This window comes from Streptomyces sp. Tek67B01 (assembly GCF_055231995.1).
This window is the reverse complement of the sequence record NZ_JBUYUY010000001.1, coordinates 3,224,228-3,247,925: the sequence shown is the minus strand read 5'-3', so window position 1 is coordinate 3,247,925 and position 23,698 is coordinate 3,224,228. Positions and strand designations below refer to the sequence as shown.

Annotated in this window: 23 protein-coding genes and 1 pseudogene; 14 read left to right on the top strand and 10 right to left on the bottom strand. The window is 72.4% G+C overall.

What is annotated here, in order from left to right:
- Positions 1–20 precede the first annotated feature (20 nt).
- Positions 21–595 (top strand): annotated as a pseudogene (locus tag ACV7NM_RS14505) (DUF2182 domain-containing protein).
- Between the two features lie 74 nt (positions 596–669).
- Complete coding sequence (locus tag ACV7NM_RS14500; RefSeq protein ID WP_463410674.1) at positions 670–1,410, top strand: hypothetical protein; 741 nt, start codon at positions 670–672, stop codon at positions 1,408–1,410.
- A 111-nt stretch (positions 1,411–1,521) separates the two neighbouring features.
- On the opposite strand, the gene ACV7NM_RS14495 is transcribed toward ACV7NM_RS14500, so the two are convergent.
- On the bottom strand, positions 1,522–3,231 hold the full coding sequence (locus ACV7NM_RS14495) for a class I adenylate-forming enzyme family protein (protein WP_463410673.1): 1,710 nt from the start codon (positions 3,229–3,231) through the stop codon (positions 1,522–1,524).
- A gap of 158 nt (positions 3,232–3,389) precedes the next feature.
- On the opposite strand from ACV7NM_RS14495, the gene ACV7NM_RS14490 reads away from it, so the two are divergent.
- The 4 genes from ACV7NM_RS14490 (at position 3,390) to ACV7NM_RS14475 (ending at position 7,454) form a co-directional block, all read left to right on the top strand.
- Positions 3,390–4,610, top strand: coding sequence for an amidohydrolase family protein (locus ACV7NM_RS14490; RefSeq protein WP_463410672.1), 1,221 nt, complete (start codon positions 3,390–3,392; stop codon positions 4,608–4,610).
- Entirely contained in the window at positions 4,601–5,755 is a 1,155-nt protein-coding gene (locus tag ACV7NM_RS14485; RefSeq protein WP_463410671.1) for an acyl-CoA dehydrogenase, read from the top strand. The genes ACV7NM_RS14490 and ACV7NM_RS14485 overlap by 10 nt, the downstream gene beginning before the upstream one ends.
- A gap of 5 nt (positions 5,756–5,760) precedes the next feature.
- Entirely contained in the window at positions 5,761–6,675 is a 915-nt protein-coding gene (locus tag ACV7NM_RS14480; RefSeq protein ID WP_463410670.1) for an acyl-CoA dehydrogenase family protein, read from the top strand.
- A 305-nt stretch (positions 6,676–6,980) separates the two neighbouring features.
- Positions 6,981–7,454: an ATP-binding protein gene (locus tag ACV7NM_RS14475; protein WP_463410669.1), complete on the top strand. Its 474-nt coding sequence runs from the start codon at positions 6,981–6,983 to the stop codon at positions 7,452–7,454.
- A gap of 185 nt (positions 7,455–7,639) precedes the next feature.
- On the opposite strand, the gene ACV7NM_RS14470 is transcribed toward ACV7NM_RS14475, so the two are convergent.
- From ACV7NM_RS14470 to ACV7NM_RS14460, 3 genes are all read right to left on the bottom strand, one after another.
- Positions 7,640–7,996, bottom strand: a complete 357-nt coding sequence (locus ACV7NM_RS14470; RefSeq protein WP_463410668.1) for a hypothetical protein — start codon at positions 7,994–7,996, stop codon at positions 7,640–7,642.
- A 265-nt stretch (positions 7,997–8,261) separates the two neighbouring features.
- Positions 8,262–8,462, bottom strand: coding sequence for a DUF397 domain-containing protein (locus ACV7NM_RS14465; RefSeq protein ID WP_463410667.1), 201 nt, complete (start codon positions 8,460–8,462; stop codon positions 8,262–8,264).
- An 11-nt stretch (positions 8,463–8,473) separates the two neighbouring features.
- Positions 8,474–9,328, bottom strand: a complete 855-nt coding sequence (locus tag ACV7NM_RS14460) for a helix-turn-helix domain-containing protein (protein ID WP_463413945.1) — start codon at positions 9,326–9,328, stop codon at positions 8,474–8,476.
- Between the two features lie 316 nt (positions 9,329–9,644).
- On the opposite strand from ACV7NM_RS14460, the gene ACV7NM_RS14455 reads away from it, so the two are divergent.
- A complete protein-coding gene (locus ACV7NM_RS14455; protein ID WP_463410666.1) occupies positions 9,645–10,010 on the top strand; it encodes an ATP-binding protein in 366 nt (121 codons plus the stop codon).
- 10 nt (positions 10,011–10,020) lie between these two features.
- On the opposite strand, the gene ACV7NM_RS14450 is transcribed toward ACV7NM_RS14455, so the two are convergent.
- Complete coding sequence (locus tag ACV7NM_RS14450; RefSeq protein WP_463410665.1) at positions 10,021–10,947, bottom strand: cyclase family protein; 927 nt, start codon at positions 10,945–10,947, stop codon at positions 10,021–10,023.
- Between the two features lie 89 nt (positions 10,948–11,036).
- Between ACV7NM_RS14450 and ACV7NM_RS14445 the strand changes: the two genes are divergently transcribed.
- The 3 genes from ACV7NM_RS14445 to ACV7NM_RS14435 are packed head-to-tail and all read left to right on the top strand — an operon-like array spanning position 11,037 to position 14,228.
- Complete coding sequence (locus tag ACV7NM_RS14445; RefSeq protein WP_463410664.1) at positions 11,037–11,948, top strand: SDR family oxidoreductase; 912 nt, start codon at positions 11,037–11,039, stop codon at positions 11,946–11,948.
- 8 nt (positions 11,949–11,956) lie between these two features.
- A complete protein-coding gene (locus ACV7NM_RS14440; RefSeq protein ID WP_463410663.1) occupies positions 11,957–13,156 on the top strand; it encodes an acyl-CoA dehydrogenase family protein in 1,200 nt (399 codons plus the stop codon).
- Between the two features lie 4 nt (positions 13,157–13,160).
- Positions 13,161–14,228 carry a Zn-dependent alcohol dehydrogenase gene (locus ACV7NM_RS14435; RefSeq protein ID WP_463410662.1) on the top strand — a complete coding sequence of 356 codons (1,068 nt, stop codon included), beginning with the start codon at positions 13,161–13,163 and terminating at the stop codon, positions 14,226–14,228.
- A 42-nt stretch (positions 14,229–14,270) separates the two neighbouring features.
- Here ACV7NM_RS14435 and ACV7NM_RS14430 read toward each other — a convergent pair whose 3' ends face one another.
- Positions 14,271–14,888, bottom strand: coding sequence for a flavin reductase family protein (locus ACV7NM_RS14430; protein WP_463413944.1), 618 nt, complete (start codon positions 14,886–14,888; stop codon positions 14,271–14,273).
- Positions 14,889–15,109: 221 nt separating this feature from the next.
- Here ACV7NM_RS14430 and ACV7NM_RS14425 point away from each other — a divergent pair, with 221 nt between their 5' ends.
- On the top strand, positions 15,110–15,889 hold the full coding sequence (locus ACV7NM_RS14425; protein WP_463410661.1) for a VOC family protein: 780 nt from the start codon (positions 15,110–15,112) through the stop codon (positions 15,887–15,889).
- Positions 15,890–15,928: 39 nt separating this feature from the next.
- Here ACV7NM_RS14425 and ACV7NM_RS14420 read toward each other — a convergent pair whose 3' ends face one another.
- The 3 genes from ACV7NM_RS14420 to ACV7NM_RS14410 form a co-directional block, all read right to left on the bottom strand.
- Positions 15,929–16,735, bottom strand: a complete 807-nt coding sequence (locus ACV7NM_RS14420; RefSeq protein ID WP_463410660.1) for an enoyl-CoA hydratase/isomerase family protein — start codon at positions 16,733–16,735, stop codon at positions 15,929–15,931.
- Between the two features lie 386 nt (positions 16,736–17,121).
- A complete protein-coding gene (locus tag ACV7NM_RS14415; RefSeq protein WP_463410659.1) occupies positions 17,122–19,356 on the bottom strand; it encodes an acetate--CoA ligase family protein in 2,235 nt (744 codons plus the stop codon).
- Positions 19,357–19,643: 287 nt separating this feature from the next.
- The gene (locus tag ACV7NM_RS14410; RefSeq protein WP_463410658.1) at positions 19,644–20,837 is read right to left on the bottom strand and encodes a flavin-containing monooxygenase; all 1,194 of its coding nucleotides are present in this window, start codon (positions 20,835–20,837) and stop codon (positions 19,644–19,646) included.
- A 168-nt stretch (positions 20,838–21,005) separates the two neighbouring features.
- Here ACV7NM_RS14410 and ACV7NM_RS14405 point away from each other — a divergent pair, with 168 nt between their 5' ends.
- From ACV7NM_RS14405 to ACV7NM_RS14395, 3 genes are all read left to right on the top strand, one after another.
- On the top strand, positions 21,006–21,458 hold the full coding sequence (locus ACV7NM_RS14405; RefSeq protein ID WP_463410657.1) for a DoxX family membrane protein: 453 nt from the start codon (positions 21,006–21,008) through the stop codon (positions 21,456–21,458).
- Positions 21,455–21,919 (top strand): Zn-ribbon domain-containing OB-fold protein, encoded by a 465-nt coding sequence (locus ACV7NM_RS14400; protein ID WP_463410656.1) that lies wholly within the window; start codon positions 21,455–21,457, stop codon positions 21,917–21,919. The genes ACV7NM_RS14405 and ACV7NM_RS14400 overlap by 4 nt, the downstream gene beginning before the upstream one ends.
- A gap of 132 nt (positions 21,920–22,051) precedes the next feature.
- Positions 22,052–22,855 carry an LppU/SCO3897 family protein gene (locus tag ACV7NM_RS14395; protein ID WP_463410655.1) on the top strand — a complete coding sequence of 268 codons (804 nt, stop codon included), beginning with the start codon at positions 22,052–22,054 and terminating at the stop codon, positions 22,853–22,855.
- Positions 22,856–22,895: 40 nt separating this feature from the next.
- Here ACV7NM_RS14395 and ACV7NM_RS14390 read toward each other — a convergent pair whose 3' ends face one another.
- On the bottom strand, positions 22,896–23,570 hold the full coding sequence (locus ACV7NM_RS14390; RefSeq protein WP_463410654.1) for a pyridoxine/pyridoxamine 5'-phosphate oxidase: 675 nt from the start codon (positions 23,568–23,570) through the stop codon (positions 22,896–22,898).
- Between the last annotated feature and the right edge of the window lie 128 nt (positions 23,571–23,698).

Here is a 23,698-nt window from a genome sequence, read left to right as displayed (position 1 = left end):
GTGGATGCCGTTCGACCTGCGTGGACGGGAACAGGACTCGGTGTTCGCGGCGACCGTCCTCGCCTGGCTTCGGCTTTGGTGGACATCTTCGAGATCCCGTAGATCCCGTACTGCCTCTCAAAGACCGTTGTCTGGCAAGGTGCCGTTCGCCGATCGGCCTGAGGCTGCGCTACGCCTCGTACCCCAGGGCCTCGCGCGATCTGCGTGCCGGAGCCCACCACGGGATCTCCTGCCTCGGGTGCTGCTGGCGGCGTTCGGTGTGATGAACCTGTGGGCCATGGTGGCCCTGGCCGCCGTGATCACCACCGAGAAACTCGCTCCGGCCGGTCGCCTGGTGGCCCGTGCCGTGGGGATCGCCTCGATTGTCCGAGCAAACGTGACGGTACGTCGCTCGGGGTCTGCGGGGGTGACGGCCGGCTCGTCGAGGAGGGCCACGGCGCCGGCCGCCCCTGGCTGGGGGGTGAGGTCGGCGTGGCCGGCGCCCACGGCAACGGACGCCGGCGCACCATTTCGCCCAACTGCCAGCTGTGGCGCGGTATTTACTGCCTGTACGCATCCTGGCGCGAGTAAGATCCGAGATCTGAGCATCCGTTGAGCGGGAACGATTTGTTCCGCTGGTTAGCTGAGTTTCGCAAGCCACCCCCCAACGTGAAGGGCTTCCGCTCAGCCATGTCAAAGGTCATAACCCCCCGCCGTACCGCAGCCGTTCTCGCCGTTCTCGCCTCCACCGCGCTGCTTGGCACCGGCAACGCCAGCGCCTCGCTCATCTCGCAGGACGGCGCGCGCATCGCCGCCTACCAGAACTCCCTCAAGAGCAGCACGGAAGAGGGCGCGGCCGACGCCCTGCGGGACTTCGACGCCCTGGGTCACGACAAGCAGGTGAAGTTCCTCAACTACGCCGAGGACCCCGAGAACCTCAAGGCCCTGCTCGAAGAGGCCGCCGACGTCCCCACCGACGGCGTGCCCTCGCACTCGCTGGTGAACCTCAAGAACGGTGACGTCCAGATCGCCGGGGACAGCGAGGCCACCTTCACCCCCGACGCCGGCGACGCCTCCGGTGTCTCGGCCGCGGGCAAGCTGCACGCCGGCTGGTGGGACACCACCTACACCGTCCGCCAGAAGATCTTCGGGATCACCATCACCAAGCTGAGCCTGTGGGTGAACTACCACACCAACGGTTCCAAGATCGACAAGGTCGACCACGCCGACTGCGGCAAGCGCAACTTCAACGGCGCCGTTTCCATCGGCCACGGCGTCCCGAAGGCCCAGCTGGCCAGTGGCAACGCCATCGGCGAGGTCGTCTGGGAGGGCTCGATCATCTACAAGGGCTTCGGCGTCGAGATCGACAAGCGCCATCAGGTCGTCGCCAACGCTTACGGCTTCAAGAGCGGCTACCTGAAGAACATCTAACCCTCACCGCGCAAGCGCTCCCGGCGGTCTCCGACGCCACCCGGTCTCCGACCCCGCCGGTCTCCGAGTCCCCCCACCCTCGTCTCGAAGGCCGGCGCGCCGCGTTCGCCCTCAGGCGTAGCGCTCGCGGAGTTTGTACTTGAGCACCTTGCGCAGGGCGTCGTTTCGGGGGAGTGCCTCGACCAGTTCCAGTTGTTCCGGGAGCTTGTGCGGGGACAGGCCTTGGGCTCGCAGGTGGGCGGTGACCGCCGTCAGCGTCAACGGGGGTGCTGACGGCGGCTGCTCGACCACCGCGCAGACGCGTTCGCCGCGCTCCGGGTCCGGGAGGCCGATGACGGCGGCGTCGGCGACGTCGGGGAGCAGGTGGAGGAGGTCCTCGATCTCCTTCGCCGAGATGTTCTCCCCCTTGCGGATGATGACGTCCTTGCTGCGGCCGGTCAGGACCAGGTGCCCGTCCGGGGTGAGGTGACCGAGATCGCCGGTGATCAGGTAGCCGTCGGCGTCGAAGGCCTCCGCCGACCGGTCGGCGTTCAGGTAGCCCCGGCAGACCGCCTCGCCCCGCAGTCGGACCTCGCCGTCGACGGAGGGCGGTAGCGGGGTGCCGTCCGGGGTGGTGACGCGGATCGACATGCCCTGCGGGGGTCGGCCCTCGGTGGTCGCGAGGTTCTCGTCGGTGTCGTCCGGGTCCCCCATGGTGATCATCGGGACTTCGGTCATGCCGTAGCCGTGGGTGAGCTTGCAGCCCAGTTCGCGGACCACCGCGTGGTAGATCTCCGGCGGCTTCGGGGCGCCGCCGCCCGCCAGCAGGCGCAGGCTCGGGACGAGCTTCGTACCCGGGTCCTTGCGCTGCTCGGTGAGGAACATCGAGTAGAAGGCGGTGGAGCCGCCGGCGATGGTGACCCCGTGGCGGCGGTAGCCGTCCAGGGCGTCCGGCATCGCGAACTTCTCGAACAGGACCGCCGGGAACCCGTACAGCAGCAGCATCACCAGGTAGTCGGGGCCGCCTATGTGCGCGTACGGGAACGCCACCGAGCCCACGTCCCCCGGCGCCGGCCGCAGGGCGTGCGCCAGGCAGGAGCCGCCCGCGATCAGGGACCGGTCGGTGTGCAGCACGCCCTTGGGGTCGGAGGTCGTGCCGGAGGTCCAGTAGATCCAGCGCACGTCCGTCCCCGAGGCGGGCGGTGCGGGCAGGGCGGCCGGGTCGCCGGTCGGGAGGTCCTCGTAGGCCCGGAAGACCCCACGCGCCCCCAGTCGGGCGGCCATCGCCGCGTGGTCGAAACCGCGCCACTCCCCGGGGACGGCGAAGTGTTCCGCCCCTGATTCCCGCAGAGCGAAGCCCGCCTCCCGGTCCCGGTAGAAGGGGATGACGGGCGACTGGACGGCGCCGAGCCGGGCCAGCGCGAGGGAGAGCAGCACCGTCTCGATCCGGGTCGGCAGTTGCCAGGCGACGACCGTGCCCGGGCGGACGCCCATCGCGTACAGGCCCGCCGCGACGCGTTCCGCACGGTCGTGGAGCGCGCCGAAGGTGAGGGTGCGGTCGTCGGCCGGGTCCGGGGCGGCCTCGATGAGCGCGGGTGTGGTGGGGCTGAGGGCGGCCCGGCGGGCGACGAGCTCCCAGAGGGTGCGGGAGCCGCCGAGGTCCCGCGCCGTTTCCGCCGCCGTGTGGACGTCCGCCGCCGCCCCGCGCCCCGTCGCCGTGTGGACGTCCGCCGCCGCCCCGCGCCCCGTCGCCGTGTGGACGTCGGCCGCCGCCCCGCGCTCCGCCGCCGCGTAGACGTCGGCCGCCGTTTCGGAGTCCGCCGCCCGGTCCTTCCTCGTCATCCCGAATCCTTCCCCTCGGCCCACCCGCCCACTGACGATGCGTCAGATCAGGCGAGAGCGTAGGGCTCCGACGCTTGCCGGTCCAGAGCGGGCGACGCTAGCTTGTTTCTGACGATCCATCAGATACGGTCGGACGCGGCGAGGGGACACCGGACACCATGGACACGGAACTGCCACGGATCATCAGCGTCGACGATCACGTGATCGAACCCGCCCACCTCTTCGAGGTGTGGCTGCCGGCCCGGTACCGCGACCGCGGGCCCAAGGCGCTCACCGCGGGCATCGGCGAGCTCGTCTACACCGGCGGCAAGTACGTGATCTCCATGGACCCCGACGGGCCGCCGACCGATTGGTGGATCTACGAGGACCTCAAGTTCCCGTACAAGCGCAACATCGCCGCCGTCGGCTTCGACCGCGACGACATGACCCTGGAGGGCATCACCCGCGAGGAGATGCGCCGCGGGTGCTGGGACCCCGCGGCCCGGCTGGCGGACATGGACCTCAACCACGTCGAGGCCTCCCTGTGCTTCCCGACCTTCCCCCGATTCTGCGGCCAGACCTTCGCCGAGGCGCACGACAAGGAAGTGGCCCTCGCCTGCGTGCGCGCGTACAACGACTGGATGGTGGAGGAGTGGTGCGGTGACAGCGGCGGCCGGCTGATCCCGCTCTGCATCATCCCGCTCTGGGACATCGACCTCGCGGTGGCGGAGGTCCGGCGCAACGCCGCGCGGGGCGTGCGCGCCGTCACCTTCTCCGAGATCCCGACCTACCTGGGCCTGCCGTCCATCCACTCCGGGTACTGGGACCCCTTCTTCGCCGTCTGCCAGGAGACCGGCACCGTCGTCAACATGCACATCGGGTCCTCCTCGCAGATGCCCGCCGCGTCCCCCGACGCACCGCCCGCCGTGCAGGCCTCTCTCAGCTTCAACAACGCGATGGCCTCGATGATGGACTTCCTCTTCAGCGGGGTGCTGGTGAAGTTCCCGACGCTCAAGCTCGCCTACAGCGAGGGCCAGATGGGCTGGATCCCGTACGCTCTGGAACGCGCCGACGACGTGTGGCGCGAGCACCGCGCCTGGGGCGGGGTCCGCGACCTGATCCCCGAGCCGCCGTCCACGTACTACTACCGGCAGATGTTCTGCTGTTTCTTCCGCGACAAGCACGGAATCGCCTCGCTCGACGTCGTCGGACGCGACAACGCGACCTTCGAGACCGACTACCCGCACGTCGACTCGACCTTCCCGCACACCAAGGACGTCGCGCTCGACCACGTGAAGGGCCTCGACGAGGAGACCGTCTACAAGCTGATGCGCGGCAACGCCATCCGCATGCTGGGCCTGGACCTCGACCGTCACCACGAGGTCCGCCAGTGGACCTGACCTACACCGCCGAGGAGCAGGAGTTCCGCGCCCGGCTGTGCGAGTGGCTCGCCAAGGAACTGCCCGCCCTGCCCGCCAAGCCGTCCCCCGACGACTGGCCGGCCCGCCGCGCCTACGACGCCGGCTGGCAGCGCCGGCTGTACGACGCCGGATACGCGGGCCTGCACTGGCCCCTCGACGCGGGCGGGCGCGGCGCGACCCCCACCCAGCACCTGATCTTCCTGGAGGAGACGGAGCGGGCGGGCGCCCCGTACGTCGGCGCGAACTTCGTCGGACTGCTGCACGCGGGGCCCACCATCGCCGCCGAGGGCAGCGCCGAGCAGCGGGCGCGCTGGCTGCCGCCGGTGCTGCGCGGCGACGAGATGTGGTGCCAGGGGTTCAGCGAGCCGGACGCCGGCTCCGACCTGGCGTCGCTGCGGACCCGCGCGGTCCGCGACGGTGACGACTACGTGGTCACCGGCTCCAAGGTCTGGACCTCGCACGCGGAGGTCGCCGACTGGTGCGAACTGCTGGTCCGCACCGACCCGGGGGCTCCCAAGCACAAGGGCATCAGCTGGCTGGCCATGCCGATGGACGCTCCCGGGATCACGGTACGGCCGCTGCGCACCCTCGCGGGATCGGCGGAGTTCGCGGAGGTGTTCCTGGACGAGGTCCGGGTGCCGGTGGCGAACCGGGTGGGGGCGGAGAACGACGGGTGGCGGGTCACGATGGTGACGCTGTCCTTCGAGCGGGGCACCGCCTTCGTCGGCGAGGTGGTGGCCTGCCGCCGCACGCTCGCCCGGCTGGCCCGCAGCGCGAAGGAGAACGGGCGCTGGGACGATCCCGTCCTACGTCGCACCCTGGGACGGCTCCACGGGGAATTCGGCGCCCTCTGGAGGCTGACGCAGTGGAACGTCAGCGAATCGGAGCGCTCGGGCGGCGTCCCCGGCACGGGGGGCAGCGTCTTCAAGCTGGCGTACTCCCACGCGCGGCAGGAGCTGTACGACGCCGCGGCGCAGGTGCTCGGCGCGGGCTCGCTCGCGCTGGACGAGGAGTGGGTCCTGGACCGGCTCTCGTCCCTGTCGTACACCATCGCCGCGGGCACCTCCCAGATCCAGCGGAACATCGTCGCCGAGCGCGTCCTCGGCCTGCCGAAGGGGCGGTGAGCGGCGTGGACTTCCAGCCGAGCCGGGTCCAGCGCGACCTGCGGGCGGGCGTACGGGACCTCCTCGCCGGACGGTACGGGCGCGAGGCGCTGCGGGCCTCGGTGGAGGCGGGCGTCGCGGTGGACCGGCGCCTGTGGCGGGAGCTGGGCGAGGCCGGGTTCTTCGCGCTGCGGCTGCCGGAGGCCGACGGCGGGGTCGGGCTCGGGCTCGCGGAGGCCGTCCTCGTCTTCGAGGAGGCCGGGCGCGCCCTGCTGCCGGGGCCGCTGGTGGCCACGTTCCTGGCGGCCGGGGTGGTGCCGGGCGCCGCTGCCGGGACGACGGTGGTGACGGCGTACGACCTGGAGGGGCCCGTGGTGGCCCATCTCGGGGAGGCCGACGCGGTCCTGGGGGCGCCCGAGCCGCCTGAGGGCGAGCCGGTGCGCTCGGTGGACCCGCTGACGCCGCTGCACCGGGTGGCCCGGGCGGGGCGGGCCGACCGGTACCGGGAGGTCGACCGGTACCGGGACGAGGGCGCGCTGCTGACGGCCGCGCTCCAACTCGGCAGCGCCCTGCGCACGGTGGAGCTGGCGGCGGACCACGCGCGAGGGCGGGAGCAGTTCGGGCAGCCGATCGGGGCGTTCCAGGCGGTCAAGCACCTGTGCGCGGGCATGCTGGTGCGGGCGGAGGTGGCCCGTGCGGCGGTGTACGCGGCAGCCGTGACGGGGGACGGCGTCGAGATCGCGGCGGCGAAGCTGCTGGCCGACGAGGCGGCGGTGCGGGGGGCCCGCGACTGTCTCCAGGTGTACGGCGGGATGGGCTTCACCTGGGAGGCGGACGTGCACCTCCACCTGAAGCGGGCGTGGGTCCGCGCGGAGCAGTGGCGGACGGCGGCGCGGGCCGAGGAGCTGTTGGCGGCCGACCTCTTGGGGTCGTCCGCGTGAGGCACGGGGGGAACGAGGCGGGACTCATGTCCGATTACAGAGAGTTGATATCGGTTTGTGTCCTTCGCTCGCCCCCTTACGGACCGGAGTCAGGGGTGCGCTCCGGTACGCTCCCACGAATGCGAGCGGCCCCGCGGCGTGAGCGTCGCACAGTATGCACCAGGCCTACTCCTTCGCGCTGGAATATGCCCGAAGCGCTTGTTGTGGTGACTGTATGTCAACCATGCTGCTCCTCAAGGGGGTCACTGGCCGTGACCCCGTTCCGTCGTGAGGCGAAGTGTCCGCCGGTTCGGATGGTGTGAGCGGTGCAGGTGCTTCAGGTTCAGCTTGAGGTAGGAGCGGACCCCGCCGAGGTCGGCCGAGCGCGCCGGTGGGCGCGCTCCCGGCTGGCGGGCTCCGGGATAGGGGACGACGAGCCGCTCGCCGAGACGCTGATCCTGCTGATCTCGGAGCTGGTCACCAACGCGGTCGTGCACACCGGCTGTCCCGCCGTGCTGCGGATGCTGTTCGGGGGGCCCGGAGTGCGGGTCGAGGTCGCGGACGCCAGCGACCGGGCGCCCGCCCGGCGGCGGGCCGCCGGCGACGACACCGGCGGGCGCGGCCTGGAGCTGGTCGACGGGCTCGCGGACCGCTGGGGCTGGCAGCGCGAGGGCGCGGGGAAGCGGATCTGGTGCGAGATCGACCGGGCGCGGGAAGCGGGCGCCGACCGCGCCGAGGACGCCCCGGAAAGGCCTGCCGAATTCTTTGCCCCGATCCGGGAACCCCGCGTGTACCTCTAACGAGGTGTTGACGGCTCGTCACCTGTTGATCACTCTGGTGTGGAGCGATTCGTCGCGAGGGGACGCCAAGGGTCCTGCCTTGACGAGTGCGGGTCGTGGGGTGGCGGCTGCCGTGCCGCGCTCGGGGCGTGCATGCGCGTACGCCGCCACCCAGTAGGTCACCTCGCGGCGCGCCGCCGGTCGCGTCAGTGGGCGGGCGCCATCGAGAGGTAGTCGACGGGGCGTACGCGCCATTCGGGGCGCAAGCCGCTGCGCAGGACGATGCTGAAGCCGGCGGGTTCACCTCGGTGCAGAGCCGCGAGGGCCTGAACGCGGCCACCACCGTCGACCCAGGCGAGCGCCCGATCGACCTCGGCGGGGGCCAGGGCGAAGGGGCGGGTGGTCCGGATCTGCGTCCGGATCAGGCGGACGGCCTCTTCGGGAGTGTCCAACATGAGCCGATCAAGCAGCTCGGGCACCTCGGTGTAGGCGTCGGGATAGCAGAGCGCCTCGAACCAGTATCCGGTGCGGATGGCGACCGTACAGTCCCGAACGCGGGACAACTTTGTCCCGTGTCGGCATGTGAGGGGGTCGGATGGGGGCACGGTTGCCCTCCTGAGCTGGGGCGCGCCCTAGCCGGTCCACCGGATGGCGACGGCAAAGACTGCGCAGGCCAAGGGCGTTGTTGCGCTTCGGGCAGCATCAACAACGTACAGTGACCGTATCGCTACTTCGTGATCCCCGGCAAGGGTGCACCGGGGCATGTATGCCCAGTCGTATGCCCCCCGCCGGGCTCGGCGAGGGGCGTGTCCGCCGGGGCGAAAGCGGTCAGCGAGCGAAGTGGTCGAACTCCCCTGCCTTGACCCCCTGGATGAAGGCGGCGAGCTTGGCCGGGCTCGTGGTGATGACCACTTCGGGGTCGTCGCTCTCGCGCAAGACGATGCCGTCGGCCTTCCGGCCGATCTCGATGCAGTTCTCGCCTCCGCCTCCGGAGAAGGATGACTTCTGCCAGCTGATGGATGTGCTCATGGCGCTGTCTCTCACAGTTCTCGTGCGATGTGGTGGATGATCTGCCGCGACCCTTCTGGGTCTAGGGCGGCCTTCTCGGCGATCTCGAACAACGTGCGGTACTTGCGCAGATCGGCGTCCGCGTCGAGGAAGCGCCCGCCGAAGGCGCTGTCGATCTGCACGGTGTCCAGTTGTGGAACGACTCCGTGTGCGTAGAGGACGGGCTGCGTCACTTCGATGAAGTCCTCGTTCGTGAACGGGATCACGCGGACCGTTATGGCGGGCCGCATCGACACCTCGATGAGGCGTTCAAGCTGCTCGCGGGCTACGTCGCGTCCGCCGAAGCGCATGCGCAGGGCCGCCTCGTGGATGATCGCGTCGAACCGGGGCGGGTTCGGCCGGTCGAGGACCGTGATCCGCTTCATGCGGTGCTCGACCCGGGCTTCCACCTCCGCGGCGGGAAGCCTCGGCGTGACGCCGGAAAACAGGGCGCGGGCATAGTTCTCGGTCTGGAAGAGTCCCGGCAGAGTCACGCTTTGCATCGACCGCAGCGCTACGGCGTGGTGTTCCAGCTCCGCGATGTCGAGGAATCCTGGGGCAAGGATGCCCCGATATTCGTCAAACCAGTACTGCCCACGATGCTCCCTGGCGATCGCGCACAGGGCGTCGATCAGGGCCTCGTCGTCGCAGGAGTAGAAGGTCGCGAGTCGCCTGATGCGGTCCTCGCTGATGCCCAGGCGGCCCGCTTCGATGTGGCTGATCTTCGCTTGGTCGACCGACAGCAGACCGGCGGCTTGCCTGGCCGTCGTCGCTGCCGCCTCACGCAGTTTCCGCAACTCGGCACCCAGTCGTGCCTGGCGTGCGGTCGGGTTGTCCCTCGGCGGCATGTGTCCCTTCCCCTTGTCTGGCATGAGTCTGCCGGTATCCGCGCCACGGGTCCACCGCCTCCCGTCAACCTCGCCGACAAGGTTGCACCGGTGCATAGTTGCCCCTACGGTTCTTCCAACACCGCGTCGCAGGCCCGTGAGACCGAAGTGCAGCCGCTGACACGCGCCTTGGGGTGCGTATCACCTGGGGGCGGCCGATGCCACGGACGGCGGGCAGGCGCGCGGACCCGTACCGCGTCAGGAGACGATCGCGATGACGAACACGAGCGCGTTAACGGCCGCCGGCGAGGGGTCTGGGCAGGGGGCGACCTATCGGATGGTCGCGCCGAGCCGGGCCGGGACGGTGAGGATCGCCCGGGACTGGGTGGTGTCCGTCCTGCGCGGGGCCGGGTGGGCCGAGGTGGCGGAGCGGGCGCGGCTGTGCGCCTCGGAGGTCGTCACCAACGCCTACCGGCACACCGATACCCGCGAGATCACCGTCGAAGTGGCGCTCTACGAGCGCGCGACGGTGTACGTGTACGACTGCGCGCCCGAACTGCGGCCCTCGGGCGGTGTCCCACCGCTCCTGGCCACCGGCGGGCGGGGGCTCGCGCTCGTCGCCGCCCACGCCGACGACTGGGCGGTGGTGGCGCAGGGCGCCTGCGTCAAGGCGGTCTGGTTCAGCCTCCTGCCGGGGCGATGAGGTGAACAGGTCACAGGACGGCGACCGGGGCCACCGGCGTACCGGTGCCGCCGACGAAGGGTTCCGGCATCGCGGAGAGCCAGAACGCGTACCGGCCCTCTTCCGCACAGGCTGTGGACAACTTTTCGAGGTTCCAGTTCTGGCCCTGGAGCATGCCCATCTCGACCAGGTCGAGCGCGTGCACCGGAAGCCACAGGTTCTCGATCTCCGGCGGGAAGATCTCGAAGGTCAGGGTGTCGTTGGCGACGGCCGCCACGTCCCGGGCGTGGAACCACTCGGGGGTCCGGAGCGACAGGCCGGGCGAGGGGAACCCGTAGCCGTGCTTGTCACCGGCGAGGTACACCTGGATCTGGCCCGTCCGGACCAGGACGATGTCGCCGGCCCGGACCGTGACCCGGCCGAACTCCTCCGCCTCCGCGAGGTCCTCGGGGGTCACCGCGTGGTCGCCCGGCAGTCGGTCCACGCCCTTGGCGCGGGCCACGTCCAGCAGGACGCCCCGCGAGACGACGGCGCCGGCCTTGTCGATGCCGCTGAACCCGGCGCGGGAGTGCGCGGTGATCGTGGAGGCCGGGCGGCCGTTGTAGATCCGGCCCGAGTGCGAGACGTGCGTGAGGGCGTCCCAGTGCGTCCCGGACTGGAGCCCCATCGTCACGGCGTCGTCGCTGCACGCCACCGTGCCCGGACCGAACAGCTCCTGGTTGATCTGCACCATCGTGTGCAGCGGGTTGATCCGCCCGGGGATCAGGCCGGCCTGCACCCCGTCCTCCTTGAGGGGGAGCGCCAGCGCGATCCGCCGGCCCGTGCGGACCTCGCCGGCCGCGGCGCGCACCACCGCGTCGGTGATCAGGTTCAAGGTGCCCCTCTCGTCCGCGGCGCCCCAGCGGCGCCAGTTGTTGACGCGCTGGGCGATGTCGTGGAACTCGGCCGGCAAGGTCATGGCCTCATCAACTCCCGGGGCTTGTGCTGTGGCATCGGATGGCCCATAGAATCTAACGGTCCGTCAGAAACTGCGGAAAGGGGTCGGGCGTGGGGAACTTCCTGGCAGGCAAGGTCGTCGCCGTCACCGGGGCGGGCCGGGGCATCGGACGGGCCGTGGCGCTCGCCGCCGCCGCCGAGGGGGCCAAGGTCGTCGTCAACGACTACGGCGTGGGCATCGAGGGCGGCGAACCCACCAGCGAGATCGCCGCGTCCGTGGTCGAGGAGATCGAGGCCTCGGGCGGCGAGGCCGTCGCCGTCGCCGACGACGTCTCCACCATGGAGGGCGGACAGCGCATCGTCGACACCGCGCTCACCCGGTACGGGCGCGTCGACGGGGTCGTCTGCGTCGCCGGCATCCTGCGCGAGCGGATGCTGTTCAACATGTCCGAGCAGGAGTGGGACCCCGTGGTCGCCACCCACCTCAAGGGCACCTTCACCGTCTTCCGCGCCGCCTCCGCCGTCATGCGCAGGCAGGGCTCGGGCACCCTCATCGGCTTCACCAGCGGCAACCACCAGGGCTCGGTCGCCCAGGCCAACTACAGCGCGGCCAAGGGCGGGATCATCTCCCTCGTCCGCTCGGCCGCCCTGGGCCTGGCCAAGTACGGCGTCACCGCCAACGCCGTCGCACCCGTCGCCCGGACCCGGATGTCGGCGGGCGTCCCCATGGAACTCAAGGAGATCGGCGAACCCGAGGACGTCGCGGCGCTCGTGACGTACCTGCTCAGCGACCGGGCGAAGGCGGCGGAGATCACCGGCCAGGTGTACACCGTCGCCGGCCCGAAGATTGCCGTCTGGGCGCAGCCGCGCGAACTGCGCGCCGCGTACGCGGACGGCTCCTGGACGCCCGAGAAGATCGCCGACTTCCTGCCCGGGACGGTGGGCACCGACCCGATGCCGATGCTCGCGCAGCTGGAGGCCATGGCCAAGGCGGCAGCCGGCAAGGACCGCCCCAACGTGTGAGGAGAGCCATGGACTTCGGCTTCGGGCCCGCGGACGAGGAACTGCGCCGCCACGCCCGTTCGTGGCTGCGCGAGCACCTCGTGGGCCCGTACGCGCGCGCCCGGGGGCTCGGCGGGCCCGGCAGCGAGCACGAGGGGGTCGAAGCGCGGCGGGCCTGGGAGCGCGAACTGGGCCGCGGCGGCTGGATCGGCCAGGGCTGGGAGGTCCCCGACGGCGCCTACGGGCAGCGCCGGCTGTCCCTGACCGGGCAGGTGGTGTGGGCGGAGGAGTACGCGGCGCTGCGCGCCCCCGGGCGGGTCGGCCACATCGGGGAGAACCTCCTCGCGCCCACCCTCGTCACCTACGGGACCGCGGAACAGCGGGCCCGGTACCTGCCTGGGATCGCCCGCGGCGAGGAGCTGTGGTGCCAGGGCTACAGCGAGCCGGGCGCCGGCTCCGACCTCGCCGGGGTCCGTACGGCGGCCGTCCGCGACCCCGCCGACGGGCGCTACCGGATCACCGGGCAGAAGATCTGGACCTCCCTCGCCCGGGACGCCGACTGGTGCTTCGTCCTGGCCCGCACCGAACCCGGCTCCCGGCGCCACCGGGGCCTGACCTTCCTGCTGGTGCCGATGGACCAGCCGGACCGCATCGAGGTCCGGCCCATCCGCCAACTGACCGGCACCAGCGAGTTCAACGAGGTGTTCTTCGACGGGGCGGTCGCCGCCGAGACCGTCGGCGACGAAGGCGACGGCTGGACCGTGGCCATGGGCCTGCTCGCCCTGGAACGGGGCGTGTCCACCCTCGTGCAGCAGATCGGCTTCGCGGCCGAACTGGAACGGGTCCTCGCCGCGTACGCGGCCTCCGGCGCGGACGATCCCGTCCTGCGGGAGCGGCTGGTGCGCCAGTGGGCCGAGCTGCGCACCATGCGGTGGAACGCCCTGCGCACCCTGGGAGGTCGGGGGGACCAGGGCGCGCCGAGCGTCGCGAAGCTCCTGTGGGGCGGCTGGCACCGGCGGCTCGGCGAGCTGGCCGTGGCGGTGCGGGGGGCGCGGGCCACGGCCGGACCGGTGGACTGGGGCCGGGAGGACCCGTACGAGAACGGGCTCGACGAGGAACAGCGCCTCTTCCTGTTCAGCCGGGCCGACACCATCTACGGCGGCTCGGACGAGATCCAGCGGAACATCATCGCCGAGCGCGTGCTCGGCCTGCCCAGAGAGACGCGGTGACGACATGCGAGGCGTCGTGTTCGACGGCAAGCAGGCCCGGGTGGTCGACGACCTGGAGGTCCGCGACCCGGGGCCGGGGGAGGTGCTGGTCGCGATATCGGCGGCCGGACTGTGCCACAGCGACCTCTCGGTGATCGACGGGACCATCCCGTTCCCGCCGCCGGTGGTCCTGGGGCACGAGGGCGCGGGAGTGGTGGAGGCCGTGGGACCGGGCGTCACCCACGTGGAGGCCGGGGACCACGTGTCGCTGTCCACCCTCGCCAACTGCGGGGCGTGCGCGGACTGCGACCGGGGCCGGCCCACGATGTGCCGAAAGGCCATCGGCATGCCGGGACAGCCCTTCTCGCGCGGCGGGACGCCGCTGTTCCAGTTCGCCGCCAACTCGGCCTTCGCCGAGCGGACGATCGTCAAGGCCGTACAGGCCGTGAAGATCCCCGACGACATCCCGGCGACGTCGGCCGCGCTGATCGGATGCGGGGTCCTGACCGGGGTGGGGGCGGTCCTGAACCGGGCGCGGGTGGACCACGGCGAGTCGGTGGTCGTGATCGGCGCCGGCGGCATCGGGTTGAACGTGCTCCAGGGCGCCCGGATCGCGGGGGCCGCCACCATCGTCGCGGTGGACGCCAATCCGGCGAGGGAGGCGGTGGCGCGGCAGTTCGGGGCCACCCACTTCATCGACGCCTCGACCGCCGGGGACACCTCGGCGGCGGTCCGCGAGATCCTGCCGACCGGCGCGGACCACGCCTTCGAGTGCGTGGGCCACGTACGGCTCATCCGACAGGCCGTCGACCTCCTCGACCGGCACGGGCAGGCGATCCTGCTGGGCGTGCCCGGCTTCAAGGAGGAGGCGTCCTTCCAGGTGTCGTCCCTGTACCTGGACAAGACGATCATGGGTTGCCGGTACGGGTCCTCCCGGCCGCAACGCGACATCGCGCTGTACGCCGAGCTGTACCGGCAGGGGAAGCTGCTGCTGGACGAGCTGGTGACCGAGGTCTACCCGGTGGAGGACTTCGCGAAGGCGGTGGACGACGCCCGGCACGGGCGCGTCGCGCGCGGGGTGCTCACCTTCTGACGCCGTCCGGGGCCCCCTGGCCGGGGGCCCCGAACCGTTCGGTCAGGGGGCGAAGCGGCCGAACCTGCCCCGGTGGAACAAGAGCGGGTCGCCTTCGCCGGCCGCGCCCAGGGCTTCGACGCGGCCCACGACGATGAGGTGGTCCCCGCCCGTGTGCACGGCGTGGACACGGCAGTCGATCCACGCGGGCACGGCGTCCAGCAGGGGTGACCCGGTCGCGGGGGACGGGCCGTGCGCGACGCCGGTGAACTTGTCGGCGCCGCTGACCGCGAAGGACCGGCACAGCGCACCCTGTTCGGCGCCCAGGATGTTGACGCAGAACACCCCCGCCCGGGCGATCCGGGGCCAGGTGGTCGACGTCCGCGCGACCATGAAGGTGACCAGGGGCGGTTCCAGGGACAGCGAGGCGAACGACTGGCAGGCGAAGCCGGCCGGCCCCTCCGCGCCGTCGGCGGCCGGGGCGGTGATGACGGTGACCCCGCTGGCGAAGTTCCCGAGGACGGCCCGGAACTCGGCGGGGGCGACCGGCGCCCGCTCGTCCTCCCGTACGGCCCGCAGGTCGGGGCGCGGCAGGGCGCCGCCCGGCAGCTGATCGGGCTCCGCCGCGGCGGAGGTGGGGGAGCCGACCGACCTGAGGTATCGGACGACGGTGGCCGCCATCCCTGCGTGTCCCATCACCCTTCGATTGAAGCTGACGGTTCGTCAGATGGGAAGGGGCGGGACGACCCGGCCAAGGGTGCCGCGACCCGCTCTACCCCGGTCGGGTGAAACCCCGGCCGGCCCCGACCCGTACGCCGGGCAGCCGCGCGCGGGCTCGGCATGGTGGCGGAACCGGCGTGCCGCCGTACGCCGAACCACCGCAGAGACCCGGGAGAGACCCCATGCTCGGCACCGATTTCCGTACCGGCTCACCCAACTGGCTCGACCTCGGCACCCCCGACATCGACGCGGCCGTCGCCTTCTACCGCGGCGTCTTCGGCTGGGACTTCGTCTCCGCCGGTCCGGAGGCGGGCGGATACGGCTTCTTCCAGCAGGGCGGCAAGACCGTCGCCGCGATCGGCCCGCTCACCGAGGAGGGCGCCACATCCGCCTGGATGGTCCACTTCATGAGCCCGGACGTACGGGCGACCGCCCAGGCCGTCAGGGACGGCGGCGGCACCGTCCGGACGGAGCCGATGGACGTCATGGGAGAGGGGTGGCTCGCCCAGTTCACCGACCCGCAGGGCGCCCAGTTCGCCTCGTGGCAGCCTGCGAAGACCGCCGGCCTGGAGGTGGCCTCGGCCGAGAACTCGCTGGTCTGGGTGGAGCTGCACGCGCCGGACCCGCTCGCGGCCGTCTCTTTCTACAACGGGGTGTTCGGCTGGCGCAGCGAGGAGATGCAGGCGCCCGGGATGACGTACCGGGTGCTGAGCACCGCGGACGGCGACCAGCGCGAGGCGTCGTTCGGCGGGGTCGCGCCGCTGGGTGACGGCGGGCCCGGACCGAGCTGGGTCCCGTACTTCCACGCCGCCGACACGGACGCCACCGTGGGCGCGGTGCAGGGCAACGGCGGCTCGGTGCTCATGCCGGCGGCGGACGTGCCGGACGTCGGCCGGATCGCCTGGGTGGCGGACCCGTTCGGGGCGACGTTCGCGCTGCTGAAGCCCAACCCCCGGATGTAGGGCGGCGGCGGTCCCGTACGCGCTCGCCGCCCTACCCGGTCAGCGGCCGAGGTACTTGGGGGTGCGACGCTCCACGAAACTCGCGACGCCCTCGTTGGCGTCGGCGGTGGTCATGTTGATCTCCTGGGCGGCGGCCTCGGCGGCGAGCGCGGCCGCCCGGTCACCGTCGAGGGAGGCGTTGACCAGCTGTTTCGTCAGGGCGAGGGCCCTGGTCGGGCCCTGGGCCAGGCGCTCCGCCCAGGCGCGGGCGGTCGCCTCCAGGGCCTCGGCCGGAACCACCGCGTTGACCAGCCCGAGGCGTTCGGCCTCGACGGCGGGCACGGCGTCGCCGAAGAACATCAGCTCCTTGGCCTTCCGCGGCCCGATCAGGCGGGGCAGGAGGTACGCGCCACCGCCGTCCGGGACCAGGCCCCGGCGTACGAACACCTCTATGAAACGCGCCGGTTCGGCCGCGATGACCAGATCACAGGCGAGGGCGAGGTGGGCGCCGATCCCCGCCGCGGTGCCGTTGACCGCGGCGATCACCGGCTTCTCGCAGTCGAGGACCGCGGTGATCAGCCGCTGGGCGCCGAGCCGGATCATCCGGGCCACGTCCCCCGCGACGCGCTCACCGGCGGCCGGCCCCCCGCGCAGGTCGGCGCCCGCGCAGAAGCCCTTCCCGGTGGCGGTGATGACGACGGCGCGGGTGGCGGGGTCGGCGGAGGCGTCGGCGAGGAGTGCGATGACCCGCTCGCGGTTGTCCCGGGTGAGGGCGTTCATCGCCTCGGGGCGGTTGAGGGTGATCCAGCAGACGGCGCCGGTCTCGATGCGGTGCAGTACTTCGTCACCGGGGGCTGCGCTGGTCATGTGAACTCCCCTTCGGGGGTGGCGGGTGCCGTTGGTGGCCGTGGTGGCGCGAGCCGGTGCCGGTGCCGGTGCCGGTGCCGGCGTGGGCCGGGTGGTGATCCCGGTGGCGGTGCGGGTCGCTTCCGGGCGCGGGGGCGCGTTGGGTGCCGCTGCGCGGAGCCGTCTCCCCGCCCCGCCCTTCCTCCGTTCCCCGGGGCTCCGCCCGGACCCCGATACGTGCGCTCCGCGCCCGTGCGCTCAAACGCCGCGCGGGCTGGTTCTTCCAGCCTCGCCGGCGTTTGGGGCGCGGGGTCCGGGCGGAGCCCCGGTACCGGCCCGGCGGGGCCGGACGAACCGGGCACCGCGGCGATTGAGCGCACGAACGGCACAGGGGAGCCGGCGCGGCGTCATCGGCAGACGGCCAGGGCGTCCAAGGCCACCGCGCCCTGGCCGCGGGGGAGGACCATCAGCGGGTTCACGTCCAGCTCGCAGAGGGTGTCGCCCAGCTCCAAGGCCATCCGCTGGACCCGTAGGACGACCTCCACCAGTGCGTCCACGTCCGCCGGCGGTGCGCCCCGTACGCCCTCCAACAGCGCGTGCCCGCGCAGTTCGTTCAGCATCGCCCGCGCCTGGTCCTCCCCGAACGGCGGCACCCGCACCGCGGCGTCGCGCAGGACCTCCACCAGCACCCCGCCCAGCCCCACCGTCACCGTCGGGCCGAAGAGGTCGTCCTGCGTCACGCCGACGACCATCTCGACGCCCCGTTCGACCATCTGGCAGACGAGGATGCCGTCCAGCGGGACGTTCTCGTAGCGGGCGATGTCCGTCAGCTCCCGGTATGCGTCACGGATCTGGCTCGCCGAGGTCAGGCCGATCTTGACCAGACCCAGTTCCGTCTTGTGCCCCAACTGGGGTCCCGAGGCCTTCATGACGACCGGGTACCCGACCAGTCCCGCCGCCCGCACCGCCGCCGCCGCGCTGGTCACCAACTGCTCGCGCGGTACCCGTATCCCGTACGCCCGCAGGAGCTGCTTGGCCGCGTGCTCGCTGAGCTGCCGGCCCGGGCGCATCAGGGCCTGCGCCTTGCGGTACGAGGGGGACGGCGTGCGCGGGGCGTCGTCGAAGGGCGAGCGGTAGGACGCGGTGAAGCGGTGGTGGCCCAGGTAGGCCCGTACGGCGGTGATGCAATTGCCGAAGGTGCGGAAGGTGGCCACCCGGGAGGAGCCGAGCAGCGTGGTGCGGTACGCCTCCTCCGTGCCGACGGGGGAGCCCCAGATCACGCAGATCAGCTTGTCCGTCCGCTCGGCGGCGTCCACCAGGTCCTGCGCCAGTTTGTCGCTCATGGGCGGGAACGGCCCGGTGATCGGGCAGATCAGGACGCCGACGGACGGGTCGGCCAGGATCGCGTCGATGATCTTGGGGCCGCGCCAGTCGCCGACGGGGTGGCCGCCGTTGTCCACGGGGTTCGCGACGTCCAGGTACTCCGGTATCCACTGGTGCAGCTCGGCCTGCTTGGCCTGCGAGAGGGTCGGGAGCGTCAGGCCCGCCTCCGTCGCCAGGTCGGAGAAGTGGGCCCCGGTGCCGCCGGAGATGGAGTACACGACGACGCCCTCGGCCCGGGGCACGCGCGCGCGGGCCAGCAGGGCTGCGGTGTCCTGGAGTTCGTCGAGGCCGTCGACCCGGATCACCCCGAACTGGCGCATGGCCGCGTCCACGACCGCGTCGGCGCCCGTCAGCTTCCCGGTGTGGGAAGCCGCCGTCCGGGCGCCGGTCTCGGTGCGGCCGACCTTCACGGCGACGACGGGCACCCCGGCCCGCGCGGCCCGGTCGGCGGCGAGCAGGAAGGCGCGGCCGTCCTTGAGCCCCTCCACGTAGCAGGCGATGGCCCCGACCTCGGGCCGCTCGGCGAAGTAGGAGATGAAGTCGGCGGTCTCCAGATCGGCCTCGTTGCCCGTGGGGGCCCAGTGCGAGAGGCGGATGCCGAGTTCCTGGAGGGCGTAGAGGGGCCGGCCCTGGTGACCGGACTGGGTGATCAGCGCGATGGCCGGGCCGTCCAGGTCGTCGCGGAACGCCTCGAAGGCGTTGAGGTTGGTGTTGGGACCGAGCAGGCGAAGGCCCGATCGGCGGACGGCGGCGGAGAGCCGGGCCTGGGCCGCGGCTCCGGCGTCACCGGTCTCGGCGAAGCCGGAGGCGAAGGCGACGGCGAACTTGACCTTGGCCTCGGCCAGTTCCTCGATCACCGGGAGCGGGTCGGCCACGAGCAGGACCGCGAGGTCCACCTGTTCGGGCAACGCGGCCACGGAGGCGTGGCAGGGGAGACCGAAGACGCAGGCGCGGGTGGGGTGGACGGGATGGACGCGGGCCCCGACGCGCTCGGCCCAGGCGATGAGCTGCCGGGTGATGCCGGTGTTCGGTCTGCCCTCGGCGTCGGAGGCGCCGATGACGGCCACGGACTCGGGTCGGAAGAACCGGTCCAGGTCGGGCACGTCGGAGCGCAGCGGCCGTCCGCTGACGTCCAGTGCGGCCGCGTCCCCGGCGGCGGGGGCCGCCGTGGAATGGACGGCCGTCCGGGGGGTCTCGCCGCAGGCCTCGACCCGTGCGCGGAAGTCGGTGGTGAGGGTGCCGTGAGTAGATCCAAGCATCGTTCCGCCCGCTCCTGCTCGATGAACTCCATGGGTCTCGCTAGCTGACGCACAGTCAGATTACTGAACTGACGCGCCGTCAGGAACAGGGTTGCGCCGGAAAGATGGTGGAGGTGGTGTGTGGAACGGTCCCAGATCCGCGGGCGGGGGGTCCAGGACGGTTTCAGCCGACCCGGCGCCGGGCTTCGCGGGCGGCTCTCGTACGGGCCACTCTCGTACGGGCCACCCCGGCGCGGGCGGCTCTCGTACGGGCCACGCTCGCGCCCGGCGCCCTCGCGCGGGCCGCCTCAGCGAGGTTCGCCGTGGCCCTCGCGCGGGCGTCGGCGGGCCACGGCCTTGGCGATCCGCTCCGCGTCCAGGGCCATCTCGCGGAACATCCCGCTGATGGGGTTGGTGAACCCGGTGAAGTAGAGGCCCGGGGCCTCGGCGGCGGTGCGGGCGCCGTGCGTGCGGGGGCGACCGCGCTCGTCGAGCACGCCGAGGTGGCCGACCAGGCCCTCCAGCGCCCGGCGGTAGCCGGTGGCCGCGATCACCACGTCCGGGGTGATCCGGCTGCCGTCCGCCAACTCCACCCGGGCGCCGTCGAAGGCGGTGACGGCGGCGACCGGCTCGACCGTGCCGCGACGGACGGCGCGGATCAGTCCGACGTCCTGAACGGGGATGGCGCCCTCGCGGACCCTGCTGTAGAGCCCGGTGGTGGGGCGCGGGAGCCCGTACGCCGACAGGTCCGGGACGGTCGCCTTGGCGACGAGCGCGCCGAGCCGGTCCACGAGCCGTACGGGCAGTCGGCGCACCAGGATCGCGCTGCGCTGCGCCGGCCAGCCGAGGCTGGAGCGGCGCACGATGTGCGGGGCGGTGCGGACGGCGAGCCGCACCCGTGCGGCCCCGCCCTCGGCGAGGTCGACGGCGATCTCCGCGCCGGTGTTGCCGACGCCGACCACGAGCACGTCCCGACCGGCGTACGGGGCCGGGCCGCGGTACTCGGCGGCGTGCAGCAGCCGCCCCGCGTAGCCGTCCCGGCCGGGCCAGTCGGGCAGCGCCGGGGTGTGGTTGAAACCGGTCGCCACGACGACGGCCCGCGCGGCCAGCACGCGCCCGCCGCCGGCGTACAGGGTCCACCCGTCGCCGTCCGCGGCGCGCTCGATCCGGGACACCTCCACGCCGGTGACCAGTTCCAGCTCGTGGAACTCGGCGTACTTCTCCAGGTACCGCACCACGTCGTCCCGCGCGACCCACCGCCCGAAGCGGCGCGGCACGGCCAGCCCCGGCAGCGCGGAGAGGCGTCGCGTGGTGTGCAGGCGGAGCCGGTCGTAGTGGGCGCGCCACGAGGCGCCGACGGCATCGGACTTCTCGACCACCACGGCGCGGACCCCGCGGGCGCGCAACGCGGCGGCGGCTGCGAGGCCGCCGGGACCGGCGCCGATCACGTACACGGGGCGCGGCTGGGTGGTCAGGTCTGGGGGTGTGGGGGCACCGGGCATGAGGTGTGAGCGTATCGACACAGAGAGTTGATGGGTCTCGGACAAGGAGGGAATCGATTGCGGATCGGTCACGGACCCGCTCCGGGGGCCTTGCGGGACGGGCCCCGATCGGTTCAACTGACGTTTCAGCTGACGTATCGTCAGATCGCGGAGGATGGGAGGCTGCCGATGCGGACCGCCTGGCTCACTGGGGCCGAATGGACAGCGGTGCTCCGGGTGGGCCTCGGCCTGTGGTGGCTGGAGAGCTGGCGGCACAAGGACAAGAAGGGCTGGTTCGAACGCGGCACCGGCATCGCGTGGGCCGCCGACGTGGCGGGCAAACACCGCTGGGCGTTCGTCAGGGGCGGCTTCGACCGGCTCGTCCGACCGCGCCCCAAGCTCATCGCGTACGTGGTGGTGTACGCCGAACTCGCGCTCGGTCTCGGGCTGGTCCTCGGCCTGCTCACACCCGTCGCGCTCATCGGGGGGCTGCTGTTGAACCTGCTGTACCTGGTGCTGATGATCCACGACTGGGCCGAGCAGGGACAGAACGCGATGATGGCGCTCATCTCGGTCGTCGCGCTCTTCGCCATGGGCTGGCAGGTCTGGTCCCTCGACGCGGCGACGGGACTCTTCCGGTGAGCGCGGCGACGGCGCGGTACGACCTGCCCGAGGCGGACGACTTCACCCGTCCCTACTGGGAGGCGGCCGCACGAGGCCGCCTGCTGCTGCGACGCTGCGCCGAGTGCGGGCGGGCGCACCACTACCCGAGGGAGTTCTGCCCCTTCTGCTGGGCGGGGGAGGACCGGGTGCGCTGGGAGGAAGCCGACGGCTCGGCCGTCCTCTACACCTGGTCGGTGATCCACCGCAACGACCTGCCGCCCTTCGGGGAGCGGGTGCCGTACGTGGCGGCCGTGGTGGACCTGGCGGAGGGGCCGCGGATGATGACGGAACTCGTGGACTGCGAAGCGGCGGAGCTGACCATCGGGATGCCGCTGCGGGTCGCGTTCCGCGAGAACAGCGGGGGCGTGGCCGTCCCGGTCTTCCGCCCGGACCCGCGATCGACCCCGCAACAGGGCTCCGAAGCAGGGGCGTCGGCGTAGCGCACCGCAGGTCGACGCCGTATGTCACAGCCGGGCACCGGTCCGGCGGAACCGCTGCGTCCCCCGGTGGAACCCGGCGATCCTGGGATCTCGCCAGGAAGGTCCGTACCACCTCACCCCTCGGAGGAGCCGGTGTCCTCGCAGGAGATCCCTCTCACGATCACCCCCGAGCAGGCCGCCTACGGCGTGATCCTGCCGGTGTCCCTGCCCGGCGGGGAGAGGCGCCTGCGGATTCCCGCGGGTTGCCGGGACGGCGAACTCGTACGGGCCCGCGTGGGCGACAGCGAGGTGCTGGTACGCATACGGGTCGCGCCCGCGGCGGGGGCCGGCGCGGCTGCCGCCGCCGGGCCGGCGACCGTCGCCTCCGCCGTACCCGTGCAGCCCGGACCGGCCAAGTCGTCCGGCGTCGGCGGGTGTCTGGTGGTGCTCGGCGTCGTCGCGGCCGTGATCATCGGGGCGATCGTGGTGAACAGCGGCGACGACGGCAAACACACCGCCTCGTCGTCGCCCACTGCGACGCCGACGTACAGCTCCTGGTCGCCGGCGCCGCTGCCGACCGACACCTCGTACACCTCCGGCACGGGAAGCAGCGGCGCCGGCGCCAACCCGTACCCCTCCTCCTACCCTTCCTATTACCCCTCCTCCGCGCCGACGACGGCCGATCCGAGCCCGTTCGACACGGGTACCTGCCTGAACGGGCAACTGCCGGACTCCACCACCGCGCAGCGCGTCGACAACGTGGAGGAGGTCTCCTGCTCGGCGTCGGACGCGCACTACAAGGTGATCCAGCGCTTCGGTTTCACCTCGGACCTGCACCGCTGCGACGACACCGCGCGCACCGAGTACGCGTTCTCGTACAGCTACACCCTCAACGGGGCGCCGATCAACCAGTACGTGTACTGCCTGATCGGGCTCGGCTCCTACTCGCGGAGCTGAGGCGCGGGCCGGTGCGGCGCGGGCCGGTGGGGCGCCGGCCTCACGGCCACAGGAGGCTGCGCGTCCAGGTCCCGGCGGGGTCGCGCCGGTAGCGGAGCCGGGTGTGGCGGCGGGCGGCGTCGCCCTGGAAGAACTCGACCTCCGCCGGGTCCAGCACGTACCGCGTCCACGTCGGCGCCGCCGCCTCGGGGTCGGCGCCGGCGCGGGCCCACGCCGCCGCCGAGGCCTCGGCGAGCTCCGCGAGTGAGCCCAGCAACTCGCTCTGACGGCCGGTCAGGGCAGCGGCCAGTGCCCCGCGCGAGCGCACCGCGAGGTCCTCGCGGCTCTCCCGCGCCCCGCAGGCCGTGACGCGGCCCCGGATGCGGATCTGGCGGCCCACCGCCGGCCAGTAGAAGCCCAGCGCGGCCTCGGGGTGCCCGGCCAGTTGGCGGCCCTTCGCGCTGGTGGCGTGCGAGGCGAAGTGCCAGCCGCGGGCGTCGGCGTCGTGCAGCATCAGGGTGCGGACGTCGGGGCGCCCGTCGGCGTCGACCGTCGCCAGGCTCATCGTGTGCGGCTCCGGCTGCCCGGCGCGGGCGGCGTGCGTGAACCACTCCCGGAACAGCTCCAACGGCTCGGCGGGCGCCGCCTCCGGGTCGAAGGAGGGGAGCGGGGCGTCCCAGACGCGCAGGGAGTGCAGGGTGCGGCGGAAGTCGTCGCCGCCGATATCGCTGGTCATGCGCCTATGGAACACCACGGGCCCGGCCCGCCCCCGTGGCCCGGCCGCCCCCGGCTGCGACCCCGTTGCGGGGGCCGGCCCCCGGACCCCCGCGCCTCAATCGCCGGCGGGGCTGGTTATGCGAGCCC